Raw genomic sequence first — 16,423 nt, forward strand, 5'->3', positions numbered from 1 at the left:
ACGCCGCTCGGTTTGCGCGACATAGGTGAGCGCGCCGAGAACCTCGCGGCTTCGAAAGCGATTGAGCATATCCCACAGACTCCTGAGCCGAGCGCTATTCATCTAACACGCTCCACTCTCTCTGGGTATCGCAAGTATAATATCGCGATTTATTGAGAGAAGTTGAGCAATTCCTGCGCCTTATGAACATTCCACCGGCTCGTTTCGGCCGTGATGCCATGGGCGACCCGCGCTTCGTTTTCGACCTCCGCAATGGCCGTGAACCGCGGCCTCGAACCGTGGCCCGAATCCGCCGATTCCTGGAGGCTGCCCAATGATGAAGCTGGCCATGTCGCCCGCTGCGGCCGGGCTGCTTCGCGCCCTGCTTTCGCGCGCCGGAATCGACCGAAATAGGATTCTGCTTAGCGAATTCCGCTCGACCGATTGGCGGTCGCTCACCTTCAGCGGTGAACGGCACCGGATTGACCTCAGGATTTCCGGGCCCGGCGCCGCGGCCATCGCCGAGGCCCTGACCCGCGATCTCCCAGATGCCGAGTTCGTGATTCCAGGACATGTCGTCGCGGACATCGCCGTCGAAGGTGCATTGGTCGAGCATGCGGACGGCGCCGTCAGCGTCCGGATCGAAGCACTGACCGTCGAAGAGTGATTAGCGAAGCGAGCGCTTCAATTCGTTGAGCGCAGCATAAAGCGCCTGCGACGCGTCAGGTGCGGGCATTGGTGAAGGATGTCGGGGCGCATCCGCCAAATGCCGGTCGATCCGTTCCTTGAGCTGGCCCGGCGTCGGCATCGGCTGATGGGCGAACAATTGAACCACGCGCGATTCCGGTTCCGCCCTCTGCAGGGCATCGACGAGCAGCAAAGCGCTGTCCCCTTCGGCAAGATCCACAAGGAGCAGTTCTTCTTCCTCCAGCCGGTACTCCAGGAGCAGCGGCTCCTCATAGACCGTGTCGAGCAAAAGCGGCTCTTGCCAATCCTCGCCTTCGACGTCCGCCAACGCGAACCCACTGATCGGCAGGTTCCGCGCACCCGGCTTCACCAACCGCATCGCCAGGGCGCCAAGCACAAAGCCGGCAAAGCCCGCGGCTGTCATCGCCATCGGCGGCGCCAAGGCGAAGGACGGCGCGATCTTCAGCGCCGCATAGCCGGTCGCCGCGGCAAGCGCGCCCGCGCCGCAAAGCTCCGCCAGCCAGTCGAACCGGGCCTTCTGCATGCCCGCCTGTTAGTCCGAAAAGATTGCGATCGGGTTTAGACGGCCTCGACCGCCGCGATCAGCGCCTCGGTGAAAGCCTCGACATCTTCGGGCGCCTGCGCGGTGATAAAATTGCCATCAACGACCACCCGATCCTCGGACAATTCGGCCCCCGCATTGCGCAAGTCTGTGCGGATCGATTTCCAGCTGGTCGCCTTGCGCCCACGTAGCACATCCGCTTCGACCAGCAGCCACGGTCCGTGGCAGATGGCCGCCACCGGCTTCCTGGCATTGGCGAAGGCCCGCACCAGCTCGACCGCGAACCGGTTAGTCCGCAGGGCATCGGGATTGATGACGCCGCCCGGCAAGACCAGGGCATCGAAGTCCTGCACCTTCGCATCCGCGATGGTGAGATCGGGCCGGATCGTCTTTCCGGGATCGTCGAGCACCGTCGCCTGGATCGGCGTCAGGCTTGGTGAGGCCAGCATCACCTCCGCGCCCCGCGCCCGCAGGATCGCGCGCGGGCCGAACAGTTCGCTCTGTTCGAAACCATCGGTGGCCATGATCAGGATGCGGGCTTTGTCGATGCTGGGCATGGCGGATCACTGCGCCACCGGAACAAGCGCGCGCAAGGGGCTTTGTGCGAGCAATGTTGCGTTACACCGACCTCGACACCCCTGGCATCACCCGCAAGCGCATCGGCCGCGCCTGGGGCTATTTCGACGCCAAGGGCAAGCGCATCACCGACCGCGACGAGATCGACCGCCTCAATGCCATCGGACTCCCGCCGGCCTATGGCGACGCCTGGTTCTGCCCCGATCCGGACGGGCACATCCAGGCGACCGGCGTGGATGCCCGCGGCCGCAAGCAATATCGCTACCACAAGGATTACCGCGCCCGCCGCGAGGCCGGCAAATATGAAGGCTGCCAGGAATTCGGAAAGGCCCTGCCGAAGATCAGGCGGCGCGTCGACAAGGATCTGAAGCGCAAGAAGCTCGACAAGGACCGCGTGGCCGCCGCCGTCGTCCGCCTGCTCGACGAAGAAAAGGTCCGCGTCGGCAACCGGCAATATGCGCGCGAGAACAAGAGCTTCGGCGCGACGACTCTCCTGTCGCGGCATGTGAAACGCAAGCATGGGCGGCTGATGATGCGCTTCACCGGTAAGCACGGCATCGTTCACGAAATCGGCCTGACCGACGCCCGGCTGGCCCGCGTCGTCAAGCGCGCCCAGGAACTGCCCGGCCAGGCCCTTTTCCAGTACATCAACGGCGACGGCGTGCCGCAGGCCGTCAACAGCGCCGACGTCAACGACTATATCCGCGAGGCGTCCGGGGCGGACTTCACCGCCAAGCATTTCCGGACGTGGGGCGCGAGCGTCATCGCCTTCGAACAGCTGCTGAAGAAGGACGAGGACAAGCGCATCAGCGTCGCGACTTTGGTCGAACCGGTCGCAGAAGCGCTCGGCAACACGCCGGCCATGGCCCGCAAATCCTATGTCCACCCGTCGCTAATCGAAGCGACCAAAGACAATCCGCGCGATCCATTGGGCGGCATGAAACGCCCCCGCGCCCGCAATTGGCTATCGAGCGCCGAGGTCGGCTTCCTCCAATTCCTCAAGCAGCAGAAGCGCCGCCGCAAGCGCTCGGCTTGATTGCGGCGAGGCTTGCCGCCATTCCATGACCGCAATGGAGAAGCCCGCCATCATCTCCTGGCTGGAGACGAACCGCGAAAGCCTGCCGCTCGGCCTCGCCGTCGCGGGCGGCATCATCGCCGCCATGCTCGGCCTGCGCTGGGTCGGCTCTGCCATGTCGCGCGCAGACCCCGGCTGCTCCAGCTGGAAGGGCGTGATCGGCCGGGTGCTCGCTAAGACCGGCGTCACCTTCATGGTTGTCGCCGCGATCGAGATCGTCCTCACTTACGCGGTGCCGCCCTACCGTTTCGCACGGCTGGTCGACATTCTCTTCACCATCGTCGCCGCGCTGCAAGCCGCCGTCTGGGGCCGCGAACTGGTGCTCGGCGTCATCTCGCACCGGGTCGGCGACGAGACGGAGACGACGCTCGGCAATGCCACCGCCATCATCCGGGTGCTGGTCAACGTCGCCTTCTTTGCCGTCGCTTTGGTCGTTATCCTCGACAACCTCGGCGTCAACGTCACGGCGCTGGTCGCTGGCCTCGGCATCGGCGGCATCGCCATCGGCCTCGCCGCGCAGGGCATTTTCTCGGACCTGTTCGCGGCGCTATCGATCCTGTTCGACCGCCCGTTCCGCCGTGGCGACACCGTTCGCTATGGAACGACGACGGCCGTCGTCGAGCGCATCGGCCTGAAGACGACGCGATTGCGCGCCATGACCGGCGAGCAGGTCATCATGGCCAACACCAAGCTGCTCGAGAACGAGATCCACAATTACGCTTTGTCCAACCAGCGGCGGCAGGTCATCGCATTCACGCTTGTCCACAAGGCGCCGATCGACTCCGTCGACGCGCTGGCGGAAATCGCGCGGCCCGCGGTTGAAGGCCAACGCGGCTGCAAGCTCGTCCGCTGCCTCGCCACCAACATCGGGCCTAACGGCATCGATTGCGAATGCGTTTACGATGACCGGTCGAAGGACCAGGATACCTTGGCGCAGCATAAGTCCGCCGTCATCACGGCGCTGTTGCGCGCGCTCGACACCAAGGGCCTTGCCCTCGCCTACCCGACCCAGACGACATACACGGCCGGGCCCGACGGTAAGCTTGTCATGCCCTACGCGCCGCCTGCCAAGGCCTGAGATGGTCTTGCGGGCATCTGGAGCCCGCCCTAGAGCGCCAGTCCATGCCCATCGCTTCGCTTGACGAGATCACCGCCCGCATCGGCACCCAGATCGGTGTTTCCGACTGGATCGCCATCGATCAGGCGCGCATCGACGAGTTCGCCGAGGCGACCGAGGACAGGCAGTTCATTCACGTCGATCCGGAAGCCGCCGGCAAAACCATGTTCGGCGGCACCATCGCCCACGGCTTCCTGACGCTTTCGCTCCTCAGCCGCATGGCCGCCGATGTCATGCTGGTGCCCGCGAACACCAAGATGGCGGTGAACTACGGCCTCAATCGCGTCCGCTTCATCGCGCCCGTGCCGGAGGGCTCCCGCATCCGCGGCACGTTCACGCTCGCCAATATCGAGGAGCGCGGCGACGGCCAGTTCCTCATGCATCACAATGTCCTCGTCGAAATCGAGGGCTCGGACAAAACCGCGCTTACCGCCGACTGGATCGGCCTGCTGGTACTCTAGGGAAAAGGACAATCCATGGCTCGCGACGCCGTCATCGTTTCCACCGCCCGCACGCCGATCGGCCGCGCCTATCGCGGTGCCTTCAACGCCACGCCCGGCGCCACGCTCGGTGCTCTTTCGCTGGCCCCCGCGATCGAGCGCGCCGGCATTGACCCTGGCGAGATCGACGATGTCGTCTGGGGCTGCGTCCTCACCCAGGGAACCCAGTCCGGCAATATCGGGCGCCAGGTCACGCTTCGCGCCGGCTGCCCGGTGACCGTCAGCGCGCAGACCATAGACCGCCAGTGCGCGTCGGGCCTGATGGCCATCGCCACCGCCGCGAAGCAAGTGATCGTCGACCAGATGGATGTGGTCGCCGCGGGGGGACAGGATTCGATCTCCATGGTGCAGACGCCGGAAATGCGCGTCAGCGGCGACCCGTCGCTCATCGCCATGCACAAGGACGTCTACATGCCGATGCTCGGCACGGCCGAGACGGTTTCCCAGCGCTACAAGATCAGCCGTGAGGCACAGGACGAATATGCGCTGCAATCCCAGCAGCGCACCGCCGCCGCCCAGGCCGCCGGCCGCTTCGACGCCGAGATCGTCCCCGCCAACGCGACCATGATGATCAAGGACAAGGAAACCGGCGAGGTCTCGCAGAAGGAAATCACGCTCAGCAAGGACGAGGGCAACCGCGCCGACACGACGCTGGAAGGCCTCGCCTCGCTCCAGCCGGTGCTTGGCCCCGGCACGCACATTACCGCCGGTAATGCCAGTCAGTTGAGCGACGGTTCATCGGCCTGCGTCATCATGGAAGCCTCGGTCGCCGAGAAAAAGGGCCTGCAGCCGCTCGGCCGCTACGTCGGCATGGCCGTCGCCGGCACCGAACCCGACGAAATGGGCATCGGCCCTGTCTTCGCAGTGCCGAAGCTGCTCGGCCGGTTCGGCCTCAAGATGGACGATATCGGCCTGTGGGAGCTGAACGAGGCCTTCGCCGTGCAGGTCCTCTACTGTCGCGACAAGCTCGGCATCCCGAACGACCTGCTGAACGTCGACGGCGGCGCCATTTCCGTCGGCCACCCCTACGGCATGTCGGGCGCCCGCCTGACCGGCCACGCCCTCATCGAAGGCAAGCGCCGCGGCGCGAAATACGTCGTCGCGACCATGTGCATCGGCGGTGGCATGGGCGCTGCGGGGTTGTTTGAAGTCCTCTGACTTGTGCTCCTGCGAAGGCAGGAGCCCAGTCGCGCGCGGCGCTTCTTTGCGGCTTCGCCGGACTGGGTCCCTGCTTTCGCAGGGACACGATTACTTCAAATAATTCTCCGTCCGGATCCAACGGCTCGCCATCCACTTGACCCCTTCCGTAACCGGCAGGCCGGCGTGGATCATGCGCTCGTCGAATGAGCCGTCGTCGCGGACGTTCTTGAAAACCAGCATGTCGCCGACGCCGCCGCGGACCCGGACGTTGATCTTCGGGAAGTCGGTCTCGCCGCCCTCGAACTGGTCGTTGAGCCAGATGAGCGCGGTCAGCGTCCGCACCGACACATTGTCAGAACCGGTGCCGTCATGGTGCGGCTTGTACTGCTGTCCAGGCGTGTACTTGAGGATGTTGAGCGGCTCGCCCCAGCCGGCCTCGGTCCCGGTCGCCTTGGCGATGCAGCGGTTGACCGCCTGGACAATCAGATCCTCCGCCAGGTTCGGGATGCTGCACGAATGCGCGTCGCGGACCTTCTCGTCCGTCCGTCCCTCACCCGAAAGATCGAGGATTCCCGCTTTCTCCAGCCACGGCGTTCCAAGCACAGCGAGATAGCGGCACTCCGCCGGGCTGAAGAGTTGCGGGTAGAGCGCGATATAAGGGTCCTGGCTGATGATCTTCGGCTCAACCTCGGCGAGGCGTTTCTCGCAGCTTAGATGGTCGAGGAAGGCCAGTTGCAGCGCGGCGAACCGGTCTTCTTGCGCAAGCTCGGCAAGCATTTCCTTCGCCGCCTTGGCATCGGCTTTGCGGCCGATGCCGGCGTTGGTCATGTAAACCCAGGCCCGGCGCCCATCAGGATGCCCAAGACGTGCGGCCTGCTGGATCATCTTGTAGGCCGCCTTCTGGTCCGGCTTGGTTTCGATGCCCAGCAGCAGCCGCTCGGCCATGTCCATGGCGGCATTCGGCTCGGTTTGGGCCCGCAGTTCGAGGTCCTGAAGATCGCTCATCGCCGCGCTTCCTGCCCTGCCCTCGATCCTTTGTCACGCCATTGAACCGAAGCTGCTACACAGGGGTTGAGCTGCATGAACAGGAGGACCTGACCATGCCCATGTCCGAATTGCCCTTGGCCGAGCGCATCGCCCGCGTCCTCGCCGGCGCGGCGCTGAGCAAGAATGCCGACGGCAGCAACGGCTCGGCAGCCAAAGACGTCGACGACCACTGGAAGGATCATTTGAACCAGGCGATGGCGGTCCTGCACACGATGCGCGAACCCGATCATTTGATGGCCGAAGCCGGCGACCCGCAGGTCTGGACCCGCATGGTCGAAGCCGCGATCCAGGACGCCGAATAGGCTTTGGCCGGGGGCAAAACCCGCAACGCCGATCCGCGCTGGACCCTGGCGGCCTCGATCCTCGCCTCCAGCCTCAGCTTCGTCGACGGCAGCGTCCTCAATGTCGCGCTGCCCGCGATCCGCGCCAGCTATCATGCCAATGCCGCCGAAGTGCAGTGGGTGGTCAACGCCTACCTCCTGCCCTTGTCAGCGCTGCTGTTGCTCGGCGGAGCGCTCGGCGACCATTTCGGCAGGCGGCGGTTGCTGATCGGCGGCACGGCCCTGTTCGCAATCGCGTCGCTTGTCTGCGCGCTGGCGCCTAGCCTCAACGTCCTGCTCGTGGCCCGCGGCGCGCAGGGCATCGGCGCGGCGCTGCTGCTTCCCAACAGCCTCGCCCTCCTCAATGCCGCCTTTGAAGGAGAAAAGCGCGGTCGCGCTGTCGGCATCTGGGCCGCCGCCGGTGCCGCCGCCGCTGCGGTCGCGCCGCTCATCGGCGGCTGGCTGGTCGACAATGTCGGCTGGCCCTCGATCTTCTACATCAACCTGCCGCTCGCCGCCGGTGCGATCGCTTTGGCGCTGATGTTCGTCACCGAAAGCCACGATCCTGGCGCAGGCCGCACTGACTATGGCGGCGCCTTCCTGGCCACTGCCGCGCTCGGCGGAGCGACCTACGGCCTGACGCTCTGGTCATCGACGGGACGCTTCACGGCGCTCGCCATCGGCGCGATCGTAGCCGGCATTCTGTTTATGGCCGGCTTCTTCTGGGTCGAGCGCCGGCGCCGCGAAAAGGCGATGATGCCGCTGACCCTCTTCAAGGACAGTTGCTTCACCGGCCTCAACCTCATGACCCTGCTGCTTTACGGCGCGTTCGGGGCGGTCATGCTGCTCGTCCCCTATGTGCTGATCGAGCAGTGCGGCTATTCGCCGATCCAGGCCGGCCTCGCAATGCTGCCGCTGCCGATCCTGCTCACCATCGGCTCGCCGATCATGGGCCAGCTGGCGGAGCGCACCGGCCCGCATCTGCCGCTGACCGTCGGCCCCCTAGTCGTCGGCGCGGGCATGATGCTCGCCCTGCGCATCGACAGCCTGGGCGTTTATTGGGCGACAATCTTCCCGGCGATGACGGTCATGGCGGCGGGAATGGCCATCGCCGTCGCGCCGCTCACCGCGTCTGTACTCGGCTCGGTCGAGGAAAGGCACGTCGCCATGGCCTCCGGCTTCAACAGCGCGGTGGCGCGCCTCGGCGGCCTCGTTGCGACCGCCTTGCTTGGCGTGGTCCTGTCAAAGGAAGGCGAAGCTCTAATCACCGGCTTCCACGGCGCAATGATCGCCTCGGCCATTGTCGCGGCGGCGGCGAGTGCCGTCGCCTGGTTCAGCCTTCGATCTTCGAAAAGTCCGCAACCTGGTGGACCGCATCGCGGAAGCGGGCGAGAAGATTCAATCTGCGCGCCCTCGTTTCCTTGTGTGGGTCGTTGACGGTTACCTTGTCGAAGAACGCATCGATGGGCTCACGGAGCAAGGCGAGCGCCGCCATGGCCGCGGTAAAATCCTCGGCCTCGACCGCTGCCTTCGCCTTGGGCTCGGCCGCATCGAGCGCCGCAACCAGCGCCTGCTCCTCGGCCGGAACATCGGTTCCGCCGGCCGCAGCCGCGTCCCACTGCTCCTTCTTCAGAATATTCGCCGCGCGCTTGTAACCCGAGAGCAGGTTCGTCCCCTCGCCCGTCTCCACGAAGCCCTGCAGCGCATTCACCCGCGCCAGTAGGCGAACAAGATCGTCCTCGCCGCCAAGCGCGAACACAGCGTCGATCAAGTCGTGCCGGACCCCCGCCTCGCGCTGCTGGACCTTAAGGCGGTCGGCGATAAAGCCCATCAGCTCGTTCACGTCGGCTTTGGCCTCGGCCAGGCCGAACGCCTCGCGCAGGCTCAACCGAGTGCCGTTCGTGAGAATTGTCTGGACAATCGCCAGCGCCGCGCGGCGCAGCGCGAACGGATCCTTGGACCCCGTCGGCTTGATACTCTTGGCGAAAAAGCTGGCAAGCGTGTCGATACGATCCGCCAGCGCGACGCAAACTGGAATGCAGCCCTCGACGGCCTGCTGGTATTGCTGGTTCAGCGCGGAGACGACGCCCGCCTTCTCTCCTGCGCGTTCGGCATAATACCCACCCATGATGCCCTGAAGTTCGGGAAACTCGCCGACCATGCCGCTGGCGAGGTCAGTCTTGGCGAGCAAGCCGGCGCGATACGCCGTTTCCGGATCGCGTTCCGGAAACCATTTTTCGCAGATCGCCTTCGATAGCTTGGCGATCCGTTCAGCCTTGGCGCGCAGGCTGCCCATGCCCTCGTAGAACAGCATCTGGTCGATCTTCGGCAGCAGTTCTTCCAGCGGCACCTTCAGATCCTGCTCCCAGAAGAAGCGGGCGTCGCTGAGGCGTGCGGCCAGCACCCGGCGATTGCCCTCGACGATCGCCTCGCCGCCGTCCTTGGCATCGATATTGGCAGTGCAGATGAAGGCGGGTGCCAGCGCGCCCGTGTCATCGGTGCAGGCGAAATATTTCTGGTTCGTCCGCATGGTGAGGACGATCACCTCGCGCGGCACGTCGAGGAATTCGGGGTCGAAGCGGCCGAGCAGCGGCACCGGATTCTCGGTCAGGCCGGCATTCTCGACAACCAGCCCCTCATCCTCGACCAGGCTAAGCCCCGCGGCCTTCGCAGCCGCCGCCGCGCCCTCGCGGATGATCGCCTCGCGTTCCTCATGGTCGACGATCACATGGCAGGCGCGCAGCTTCTCGGCATAGTCTGCGCACGAACCGATGGTGATGATGCCCGGGTGGTGGAAGCGATGGCCGACCGTGGCCGCTCCGGCCGCAACACCATCGACCTCGACGGGCACGATCTCCTCGCCGAGCAGTGCAACAATGCCATGCAACGGCCGCACCCAGCGCAAATTGCCCGAACCCCAGCGCATCGACTTCGGCCAAGGGAAATTGCGGACGATGCTTTCGATCGCCTCGGCCAGCACCTCGCTCGCGCCCCGCCCCGGCTTCTCGATCTTGGCGAACAGGACACCGTCGCGCTCTTCCAGCTGCTCGCGGCTCAGCCCCGTCTTTTTCAGGAACCCCGCCAGCGCCTGCTCCGGCGCATTGGCGCGCGGGCCCTTAAGTTCTTCGCTGACCGCCTCGGTCGCTTCCGGCAATCCGCGCGCGATCAGCACCAGCCGCCGCGGCGTTGAATAAGTCTCGATCCCCTCGGTCGTCAGCCCCGCAGCCTGCAGCGCCTCCGCGAACAGCCGCGCCAAATCGGCGCGCGCCTTGGCCTGCATCCGCGCCGGAATTTCCTCCGACCTGAGCTCAAGGAGAAAGTCCGCGCTCACGCCGCATACCCCTTGGCATCCATCCATGCCCCGCAAGCGCCCTTCGCCAGGTCGCGGACGCGCCCGATATAGGCCTGCCGCTCGGCGACGCTGATCACGCCCCGTGCCTGCAACGTGTTGAAGATGTGGCTGGCCTTGATCGCCTGCTCATAGGCCGGGATCGGCAATTTGGCGGTCAGGCAATTCTCGGCCTCCGCCGCCGCCTTCTTGAACAAATCGAACAAGGCATCGGTGTTGGCGGTCTCGAAATTCCACGCCGACATCTGCTGCTCATTGTCCATGAAGACGTCGCCATAGGTCACGCCTTCATTGTTGAAGGCGAGGTCGAAGACATTGTCCTTGCCCTGAATGTACATGGCCAGCCGCTCGAGCCCGTAGGTCAGTTCGCCCGTCACTGGCTTGCACTCGAAGCCGCCGACCTGCTGGAAATAGGTGAATTGCGTCACCTCCATGCCGTCGCACCAGACTTCCCAGCCGAGACCCCAGGCACCCAATGTCGGGCTTTCCCAGTCGTCCTCGACGAAGCGAATGTCATGCTTCAGCGGGTCGATGCCGATGGCGTCGAGGCTGCCGAGATAAAGCTGCTGCAAATCCGCCGGGCTCGGCTTCAGCACCACCTGGTATTGGTAATAATGGCCGAGCCGGTTCGGGTTCTCGCCATAGCGGCCGTCCGTCGGGCGGCGGCACGGCTGGACATAAGCCGCCTTCCACGCGTCCGGCCCAAGCGCGCGCAACACCGTCGCCGGGTGAAACGTCCCCGCCCCCATCTCCATGTCATAAGGCTGGACGATCAGGCAGCCGCGCTCGCTCCAATAATGATGGAGGGTCAGGATCAGGTCCTGGAAGCTCAGCGGCACAAGATATTCCCCGTTGTCGGCGTTGCAGCGGCTTTGGCCGAACCGCCAAAGCCTGACAAGCGCGTTCACTCTTCCTACATGCTTGGCCCGCGATGGGAGATTTCATGCGTATCTGGAACCAAATCCGTGCAAGCCTCGGCTTCCTTGGCCTCGCCGCCGTCACCTTCGGCCTGTCCGGCCCGGCCCTCGCCAGGGAGAGCAAGCCCGCTCTCTGGGAGATCTCCGACAAGGACACGAACATCTATTTGTTCGGCACGATCCACTTGCTCCCGCCCAACACCAACTGGCGCAGCGCCAAGCTCGACAAGGCGACGCAGGACGCCGGCACCTTGGTCGTCGAAACCATCATCGACGAGAAGAACCCGGCGGCCTTCGCGGCCGAATATGCCCGCCTCGGCGTCCGCGCAGGCCTCCCGCCGATCACTAGCCGCGTCTCGGCAAACAAGCAGGCCGCGCTCCGTGCGGTCATCACCAAATCCGGCATTCCCGAGGCCGCGCTCAACAATATGGAAACCTGGGCTGCCGCCTTCGCGCTCCTGCAGGTGCAGTTCAAGGAGCTTGGCGTCTCCGGAAACGACGGCGTCGAGAACACGCTGAAGCAGGCCTTCACCGCCGCCGGAAAGCCGATCCAGCAGCTCGAAACCAACAGCGAGCAGCTGGGCTTCTTCGACACGCTCCCCGAAGCCGCGCAGCGCGAGTTGCTGGAAGGCGCTGTCGAGGACCCGGCAGCGGCCAAGCAACAGTTCAACGCCATGTTTGCGTCCTGGATGTCCGGGGACGTGAAATCGATCGCCCAGACCTTCAACGCAGAGTTCACGAACTCGCCGGAGCTCAAGGCGGCTCTCCTCCAGCGGCGCAACGCCAATTGGAGCGGCTGGGTTGAACGTCGCATGCAGCAGCCGGGCACTGTGTTCATGGCGGTCGGCTCCGGCCACCTCGCGGGCGACGATTCGGTCGTCGAGTTGCTGAAGAGGCGCGGCTATCGGGTGAAGCGCGTCCAGTAGTCGGGGTAATCCACAATTTTGCGACGAATCGCAGCCAGTTAAACGATTAGTAACCTTGACGGGCTGATCGTCGTCCAACACATTCCTCATGCACAGCCCGGGGGGGATAAAGTGCAGGAACGACTGGATTTTTGGCGGGATTCATTCCGCCGTCGCAACGTCCGTAATGTGCTTCACGGCCTGGCCGCCGTGGCCCTTTCCCTCGCCAGTGCCGTTCCAGCTTCCGCCATCAGCGTCCCGGCCGTTCCGTCGGCAATTCAGGCCGAGCCGGGCCCGGCCCTTTGGGTCGTCAGGGACGCCGACACGACCATCTATCTGTTCGGCACCTTCCACGCGCTCGACCCGAACTCTTCCTGGTTCAGCAGCAATATCCGCGCCGCCTTCAATTCCTCTGACGAACTGGTCCTCGAAACCTTGGTCCCCGAAGATCCGTTCGCGCTGCACGCCGCGCTGGCCCGTAACACCGGCATGAGGGAGCCCAAGGTCGGTGAGCCGGTCTATGGCGGCGGCCCTGCGCCCTCGTTCGTGGCCTCCGCGGGTCAGGCCATGACGGCCGGCCGCCAGGTCGGGATGTCCGTCGACAATGGGGCCGACTTCGTCCTCCGCCGGGCCGCCGAAGCCAGCGGCAAGCCGGTTGAGGGCCTCGAAAGCTTCGAGTTCCAGCTCAATATGTTCAAGACGCTGCCACCCTCTCCTCCCCAGGCGACGGCACATGCGGGCGACGGCCTCTCCGGCTTCATGGGCGGGCTGCAGTCGGCCTGGAAGCGCGGCGACAGCAGCAACTTCCTGAAACTGCTCGGAACCATGCGCGCCGAAAGCCCGCAGACTTACGAAACCCTGTTCGTCAGCCGGAACGCCAATTGGGCGGGCTGGATCGCGAACCGCATGGCACAGCCCGGAACGGTCTTCATCGCCGTCGGCACCGGCCACCTCGTCGGCCCCGACAGCGTCCAGCAGCAGCTCGCCGCCCGCGGCTACTCGAGCGCTCGCGTCAGCTAAGTTGCCATTCTGCGCGCCTGCCCTTATAGGCGCGCCAGCCCAAGCCATGGTCATCCCTGGAGGCGTGGCGGGCCGACTTAACTGAAGGAAAAGCAAGCAATGAGCGATCAGCTAACGCTGCCCGCCGAAGCGCGCGACCGGGCTGGCAAGGGAGCCTCCCGTCATCTGCGCCGCGAAGGCCGGGTCCCCGCCGTGGTTTACGGCGAGAAGAAGGATGCCCTCTCGATCCATGTCGAAGAGAAGCTCCTGACCAAGATGCTCCACACGGGGCACTTCATGAATTCCGTCGTCATGATCGACGTCGGCGGCCAGGCGACCCGCACTCTTCCCAAGGCGGTCGACTTCCATCCGGTGACGAGCCGGCCGATCCATGTCGACTTCCTGCGTATCTCCGAGCACACCAAGGTGCACGTCAACGTGCCGGTGCGCTTCGACAATGAAGAAGCCTCGCCGGGCCTGAAGCGCGGCGGCGTCCTCAATGTCGTCCAGCACGAGATCGAACTGGTTTGCGACGCCGCTCACATTCCGAGCGAGCTGCACATTCCGCTCGACGGCCTGGAGATCGGCGATTCGATCCACATCAGCCAGGTGAAGCTGCCGCAGGGCGTCGTCCCGGCGAACACGGACGAAGACTTCACCGTCGCCACCATCGTCGCCCCGTCGGCGATGAAGGCCGAAGAGGAAGAGACCGCGCCCGAGGGCGAAGTCCCGACCGTCGGTGAGGAAGCGACTGAGGCCGAAGGCGAAGCCGAAGGCGGCGAAGAAGCCTGACGCTTCCGAAAATCCGGTTATAGAAGGCCGCTCGTCCCCATGGGGACGGGCGGTTTTCTTTTGGGGGAATGGACGTGCAGATCTGGGCCGGCCTCGGCAATCCGGGCGCGCAATATGCCCTCCACCGGCACAATGTCGGCTTCATGGCGGCCGACATCATCGCCGAGGTCCATGATTTCGGCCCCTGGACGAAGAAATTCCGCAGCCTCATCAGCGAAGGCCGCATCGGCCGCCATCGCGTCCTGCTCCTGAAGCCGCAGACATACATGAACGACAGCGGCGACGCGGTTCAGCAGGCGCTGAAATTCTACAAGCTCGACCTCGACGCGTTGACCGTCTTCCACGACGAGCTCGACCTCGCGCCGATGAAGGTGAAGGTCCGCACCGGCGGCGGCCTAGCCGGCCACAACGGCCTGCGCGCCATCAACGCCATTTTCGGTCCCGACTTCCGCCGCGTCCGCATCGGCATCGGTCACCCCGGCCACAAGGACAAGGTGACCGGCTACGTCCTCGGCAATTACGCCAAGTCGGAAATAGAGCCCTTGTCAGACCTGCTCGGCGCCATTGCCGCCGAAGCGGAATGGCTCGCCGCCGGCGACGACGCCCGCTTCATGAGCGACGTCGCCCTGCGCCTGCAGGACGAATCTTAGCCGGCGACCCCGCCCCGTTTGGGGATCATGTCCTCCGTAACTCCCGTCCGCTTCATTGCTTCGGCAATCATGCGCTTGAACCGGGGGTGCTCGCGAAGCGGGTCCATGTCCGGGTCGTTGAGCTGGGTGATCAACAGGCTTCGGCTTTGGCGCGGCATCACAGGCTCTATCATGTCCAAGGCCCCTTCGATGTCGCCGACCCAGTTCGCCAGCATGCAGGCAAAATTGTACGGCATGTTGACGTTGTCAGGGTCGACGACCATCGCCCTTTGGATCCGCTCCTTGGCCCGGTCGAGATCGCCAAGAATAGTCAGCGCCGCGGCGCTCACGCCCAATGCAGACGCATTGAGACTGTCCTTCTCCAAAGCCCGCTCGCTCCGTTCCAGCATCTGCCGGGCTACTTCGGGTTTGCGCCCGTCCTCGCCCAACTCCTGGAAACAGGTGAGAAGCATCATGCAGGAGTGAAAATCATTTTCATCGAGCGAGGCCGCGAGCATGTAGTGCTTGGTCGCCTCCTCGACGCGCCGGCGCTGCATCAGCAGCCGGGCAGCCTCGCGATTGACCTCCCAGCTGTTGGGGTCGAGCTCCAGGCCACGACGAATCTCGGCATCCGCGCGCTCGAAATCACCGTGCTCGGCAATATGGCGTGCCCGGACGCTATAGGGTGCGGCTAGCGTCGGATCGAGCCTGAGCGCTTCTTCCGCCGCCGTCAGCCCATCGTCGACATCGCGGCCATGATGATATCGCAAGCTGGCCTGGGCGATGGCGAGCAGGCCCCATGCCTGGGCATAGTCCGAATCCATGGCGATAGCCTGCTTCACGGTGCGAATGACGATCTCGTCGCGCCGGACGTCTCCGTAATTGCCCGAAATCCAAAGCTGGCGCGCCATCAAGTACAGGTTGTAGGCGTCGGCATTGGATGTTCCGCGTTGTTCGATCGCCTTCTTTTCCGCCGGCAACAGTTTGACCTTCAGGGCATCGACGATGGCTTTGGAAAGCTCGTCCTGCAGGTCGAAAATATCATCCAGGTCGCGGTCGAAGCGCTCGGCCCAGACGTGATCGCCGGTCGATCCATCGATCAGCTGCGCAGTAATCCGGACGCGGCCGCCCGCCTTTCGCACGCTGCCCTCCAGCACGTGGCTGACTCCCAGGCGATCTGCCAAGTTGCAGATATCGACCGACTGGCCCTTGAACTGGAACGCCGTGTTCCGGGCCGTCACTGAAAGCGCCGAGACCTTCGACAAGTCTGTGGTGATGTCCTCGCTGATGCCGTCGCTGAAATATTCCTGTTCGGCATCTCCACTCATATTCGCGAACGGCAGCACGCACACCGATGGGCCCTTTTTGCGCTGCGCTGCTCGCGGCGCCTCAGCTGTCGATGATTCCCCGGCAAGCGCTGCGATGCTCGACTCAACCTTGCGCCAACCCGCAGCGCCGGCATCGCCGCGCCAGCCGCTGAGATCGGCGCACTGAATCTGGTTGAACGGCATGGGCGGGGCGGCATTGTCCAAGCTTGCCTGCACCAATGTGCCAGCCGCCCTCGCGGCGTCGGCCTCGGCCCTCACCCATTGCGATTTAGCCGCTTCTGCCGACCACAGGACGAGAACAGCCGAGGCCTCTTTCAGCCGCTCCTCGATGACGTCGGCATAGGCGCGGTGCGCTGGCAGCTGGTCGTCCCGCCAGACTTCGTAGCCGCTGGCGCGCAAGGTTTCCGCGACGCGCTCCGCTCGCGATTCATCAGCCCGCGCGTAAGAGACAAAAACGCTTGTCACCCGTGCCCCTTCTCCCTCCCGGATATCAGGAACCCT

Annotated in this window: 17 protein-coding genes; 11 read left to right on the forward strand and 6 right to left on the reverse strand. The window is 64.7% G+C overall.

The features are described from left to right. Positions 1-313: 313 nt before the first annotated feature. Positions 314-646: a gp17 family tail completion protein gene (locus tag LZ536_RS03100; RefSeq protein ID WP_249846831.1), complete on the forward strand. Its 333-nt coding sequence runs from the start codon at positions 314-316 to the stop codon at positions 644-646. Here LZ536_RS03100 and LZ536_RS03105 read toward each other — a convergent pair whose 3' ends face one another. Both LZ536_RS03105 and LZ536_RS03110 read right to left on the reverse strand, forming a co-directional pair. Beyond that, complete coding sequence (locus tag LZ536_RS03105) at positions 647-1,210, reverse strand: hypothetical protein (protein WP_249846832.1); 564 nt, start codon at positions 1,208-1,210, stop codon at positions 647-649. A 35-nt stretch (positions 1,211-1,245) separates the two neighbouring features. Further along, on the reverse strand, positions 1,246-1,785 hold the full coding sequence (locus LZ536_RS03110; protein WP_249846833.1) for a type 1 glutamine amidotransferase domain-containing protein: 540 nt from the start codon (positions 1,783-1,785) through the stop codon (positions 1,246-1,248). Between the two features lie 53 nt (positions 1,786-1,838). Between LZ536_RS03110 and LZ536_RS03115 the strand changes: the two genes are divergently transcribed. From LZ536_RS03115 to LZ536_RS03130, 4 genes are read left to right on the forward strand one after another with little or no spacing between them, the layout of a single operon-like run. Further along, positions 1,839-2,840: a DNA topoisomerase IB gene (locus LZ536_RS03115; RefSeq protein WP_249846834.1), complete on the forward strand. Its 1,002-nt coding sequence runs from the start codon at positions 1,839-1,841 to the stop codon at positions 2,838-2,840. 25 nt (positions 2,841-2,865) lie between these two features. Continuing rightward, positions 2,866-3,957, forward strand: coding sequence for a mechanosensitive ion channel family protein (locus LZ536_RS03120; protein WP_249846835.1), 1,092 nt, complete (start codon positions 2,866-2,868; stop codon positions 3,955-3,957). 44 nt (positions 3,958-4,001) lie between these two features. Then, positions 4,002-4,457, forward strand: coding sequence for a MaoC family dehydratase (locus LZ536_RS03125; RefSeq protein WP_249846836.1), 456 nt, complete (start codon positions 4,002-4,004; stop codon positions 4,455-4,457). A gap of 15 nt (positions 4,458-4,472) precedes the next feature. After that, positions 4,473-5,654 carry an acetyl-CoA C-acyltransferase gene (locus LZ536_RS03130; RefSeq protein WP_249846837.1) on the forward strand — a complete coding sequence of 394 codons (1,182 nt, stop codon included), beginning with the start codon at positions 4,473-4,475 and terminating at the stop codon, positions 5,652-5,654. A gap of 90 nt (positions 5,655-5,744) precedes the next feature. On the opposite strand, the gene LZ536_RS03135 is transcribed toward LZ536_RS03130, so the two are convergent. Further along, positions 5,745-6,641 (reverse strand): prolyl hydroxylase family protein, encoded by an 897-nt coding sequence (locus LZ536_RS03135; protein WP_249846838.1) that lies wholly within the window; start codon positions 6,639-6,641, stop codon positions 5,745-5,747. 95 nt (positions 6,642-6,736) lie between these two features. Here LZ536_RS03135 and LZ536_RS03140 point away from each other — a divergent pair, with 95 nt between their 5' ends. Both LZ536_RS03140 and LZ536_RS03145 read left to right on the forward strand, forming a co-directional pair. Continuing rightward, entirely contained in the window at positions 6,737-6,985 is a 249-nt protein-coding gene (locus LZ536_RS03140) for a hypothetical protein (RefSeq protein WP_249846839.1), read from the forward strand. A gap of 3 nt (positions 6,986-6,988) precedes the next feature. After that, positions 6,989-8,440, forward strand: coding sequence for an MFS transporter (locus LZ536_RS03145; protein ID WP_249846840.1), 1,452 nt, complete (start codon positions 6,989-6,991; stop codon positions 8,438-8,440). Here the strand turns inward: LZ536_RS03145 and glyS are convergent. Then, positions 8,337-10,361, reverse strand: coding sequence for a glycine--tRNA ligase subunit beta (gene glyS, locus LZ536_RS03150; protein WP_249846841.1), 2,025 nt, complete (start codon positions 10,359-10,361; stop codon positions 8,337-8,339). The two genes, LZ536_RS03145 and glyS, sit on opposite strands and share 104 nt — an antisense overlap. Then, on the reverse strand, positions 10,331-11,191 hold the full coding sequence (locus tag LZ536_RS03155) for a glycine--tRNA ligase subunit alpha (RefSeq protein ID WP_249848544.1): 861 nt from the start codon (positions 11,189-11,191) through the stop codon (positions 10,331-10,333). Before LZ536_RS03155 ends, glyS begins: the two co-directional genes overlap by 31 nt. A 104-nt stretch (positions 11,192-11,295) precedes the next feature. Here LZ536_RS03155 and LZ536_RS03160 point away from each other — a divergent pair, with 104 nt between their 5' ends. The 4 genes from LZ536_RS03160 to pth all read left to right on the forward strand — a co-directional run bounded on the left by LZ536_RS03160 (position 11,296) and on the right by pth (position 14,615). Continuing rightward, complete coding sequence (locus tag LZ536_RS03160; RefSeq protein ID WP_249846842.1) at positions 11,296-12,195, forward strand: TraB/GumN family protein; 900 nt, start codon at positions 11,296-11,298, stop codon at positions 12,193-12,195. Positions 12,196-12,306: 111 nt separating this feature from the next. After that, positions 12,307-13,194, forward strand: coding sequence for a TraB/GumN family protein (locus LZ536_RS03165; protein ID WP_249846843.1), 888 nt, complete (start codon positions 12,307-12,309; stop codon positions 13,192-13,194). Positions 13,195-13,293: 99 nt separating this feature from the next. After that, positions 13,294-13,965, forward strand: coding sequence for a 50S ribosomal protein L25/general stress protein Ctc (locus LZ536_RS03170; protein WP_249846844.1), 672 nt, complete (start codon positions 13,294-13,296; stop codon positions 13,963-13,965). 74 nt (positions 13,966-14,039) lie between these two features. Beyond that, positions 14,040-14,615, forward strand: a complete 576-nt coding sequence (gene pth / locus LZ536_RS03175; protein ID WP_249846845.1) for an aminoacyl-tRNA hydrolase — start codon at positions 14,040-14,042, stop codon at positions 14,613-14,615. On the opposite strand, the gene LZ536_RS03180 is transcribed toward pth, so the two are convergent. After that, positions 14,612-16,387, reverse strand: coding sequence for a TIR domain-containing protein (locus tag LZ536_RS03180; protein ID WP_249846846.1), 1,776 nt, complete (start codon positions 16,385-16,387; stop codon positions 14,612-14,614). The genes pth and LZ536_RS03180 overlap by 4 nt on opposite strands. Positions 16,388-16,423: the final 36 nt, after the last annotated feature.

The organism is Sphingomonas alba, from assembly GCF_023516555.1.
In the GTDB taxonomy this organism is placed as follows: Bacteria; Pseudomonadota; Alphaproteobacteria; order Sphingomonadales; family Sphingomonadaceae; genus Sphingomicrobium; species Sphingomicrobium album.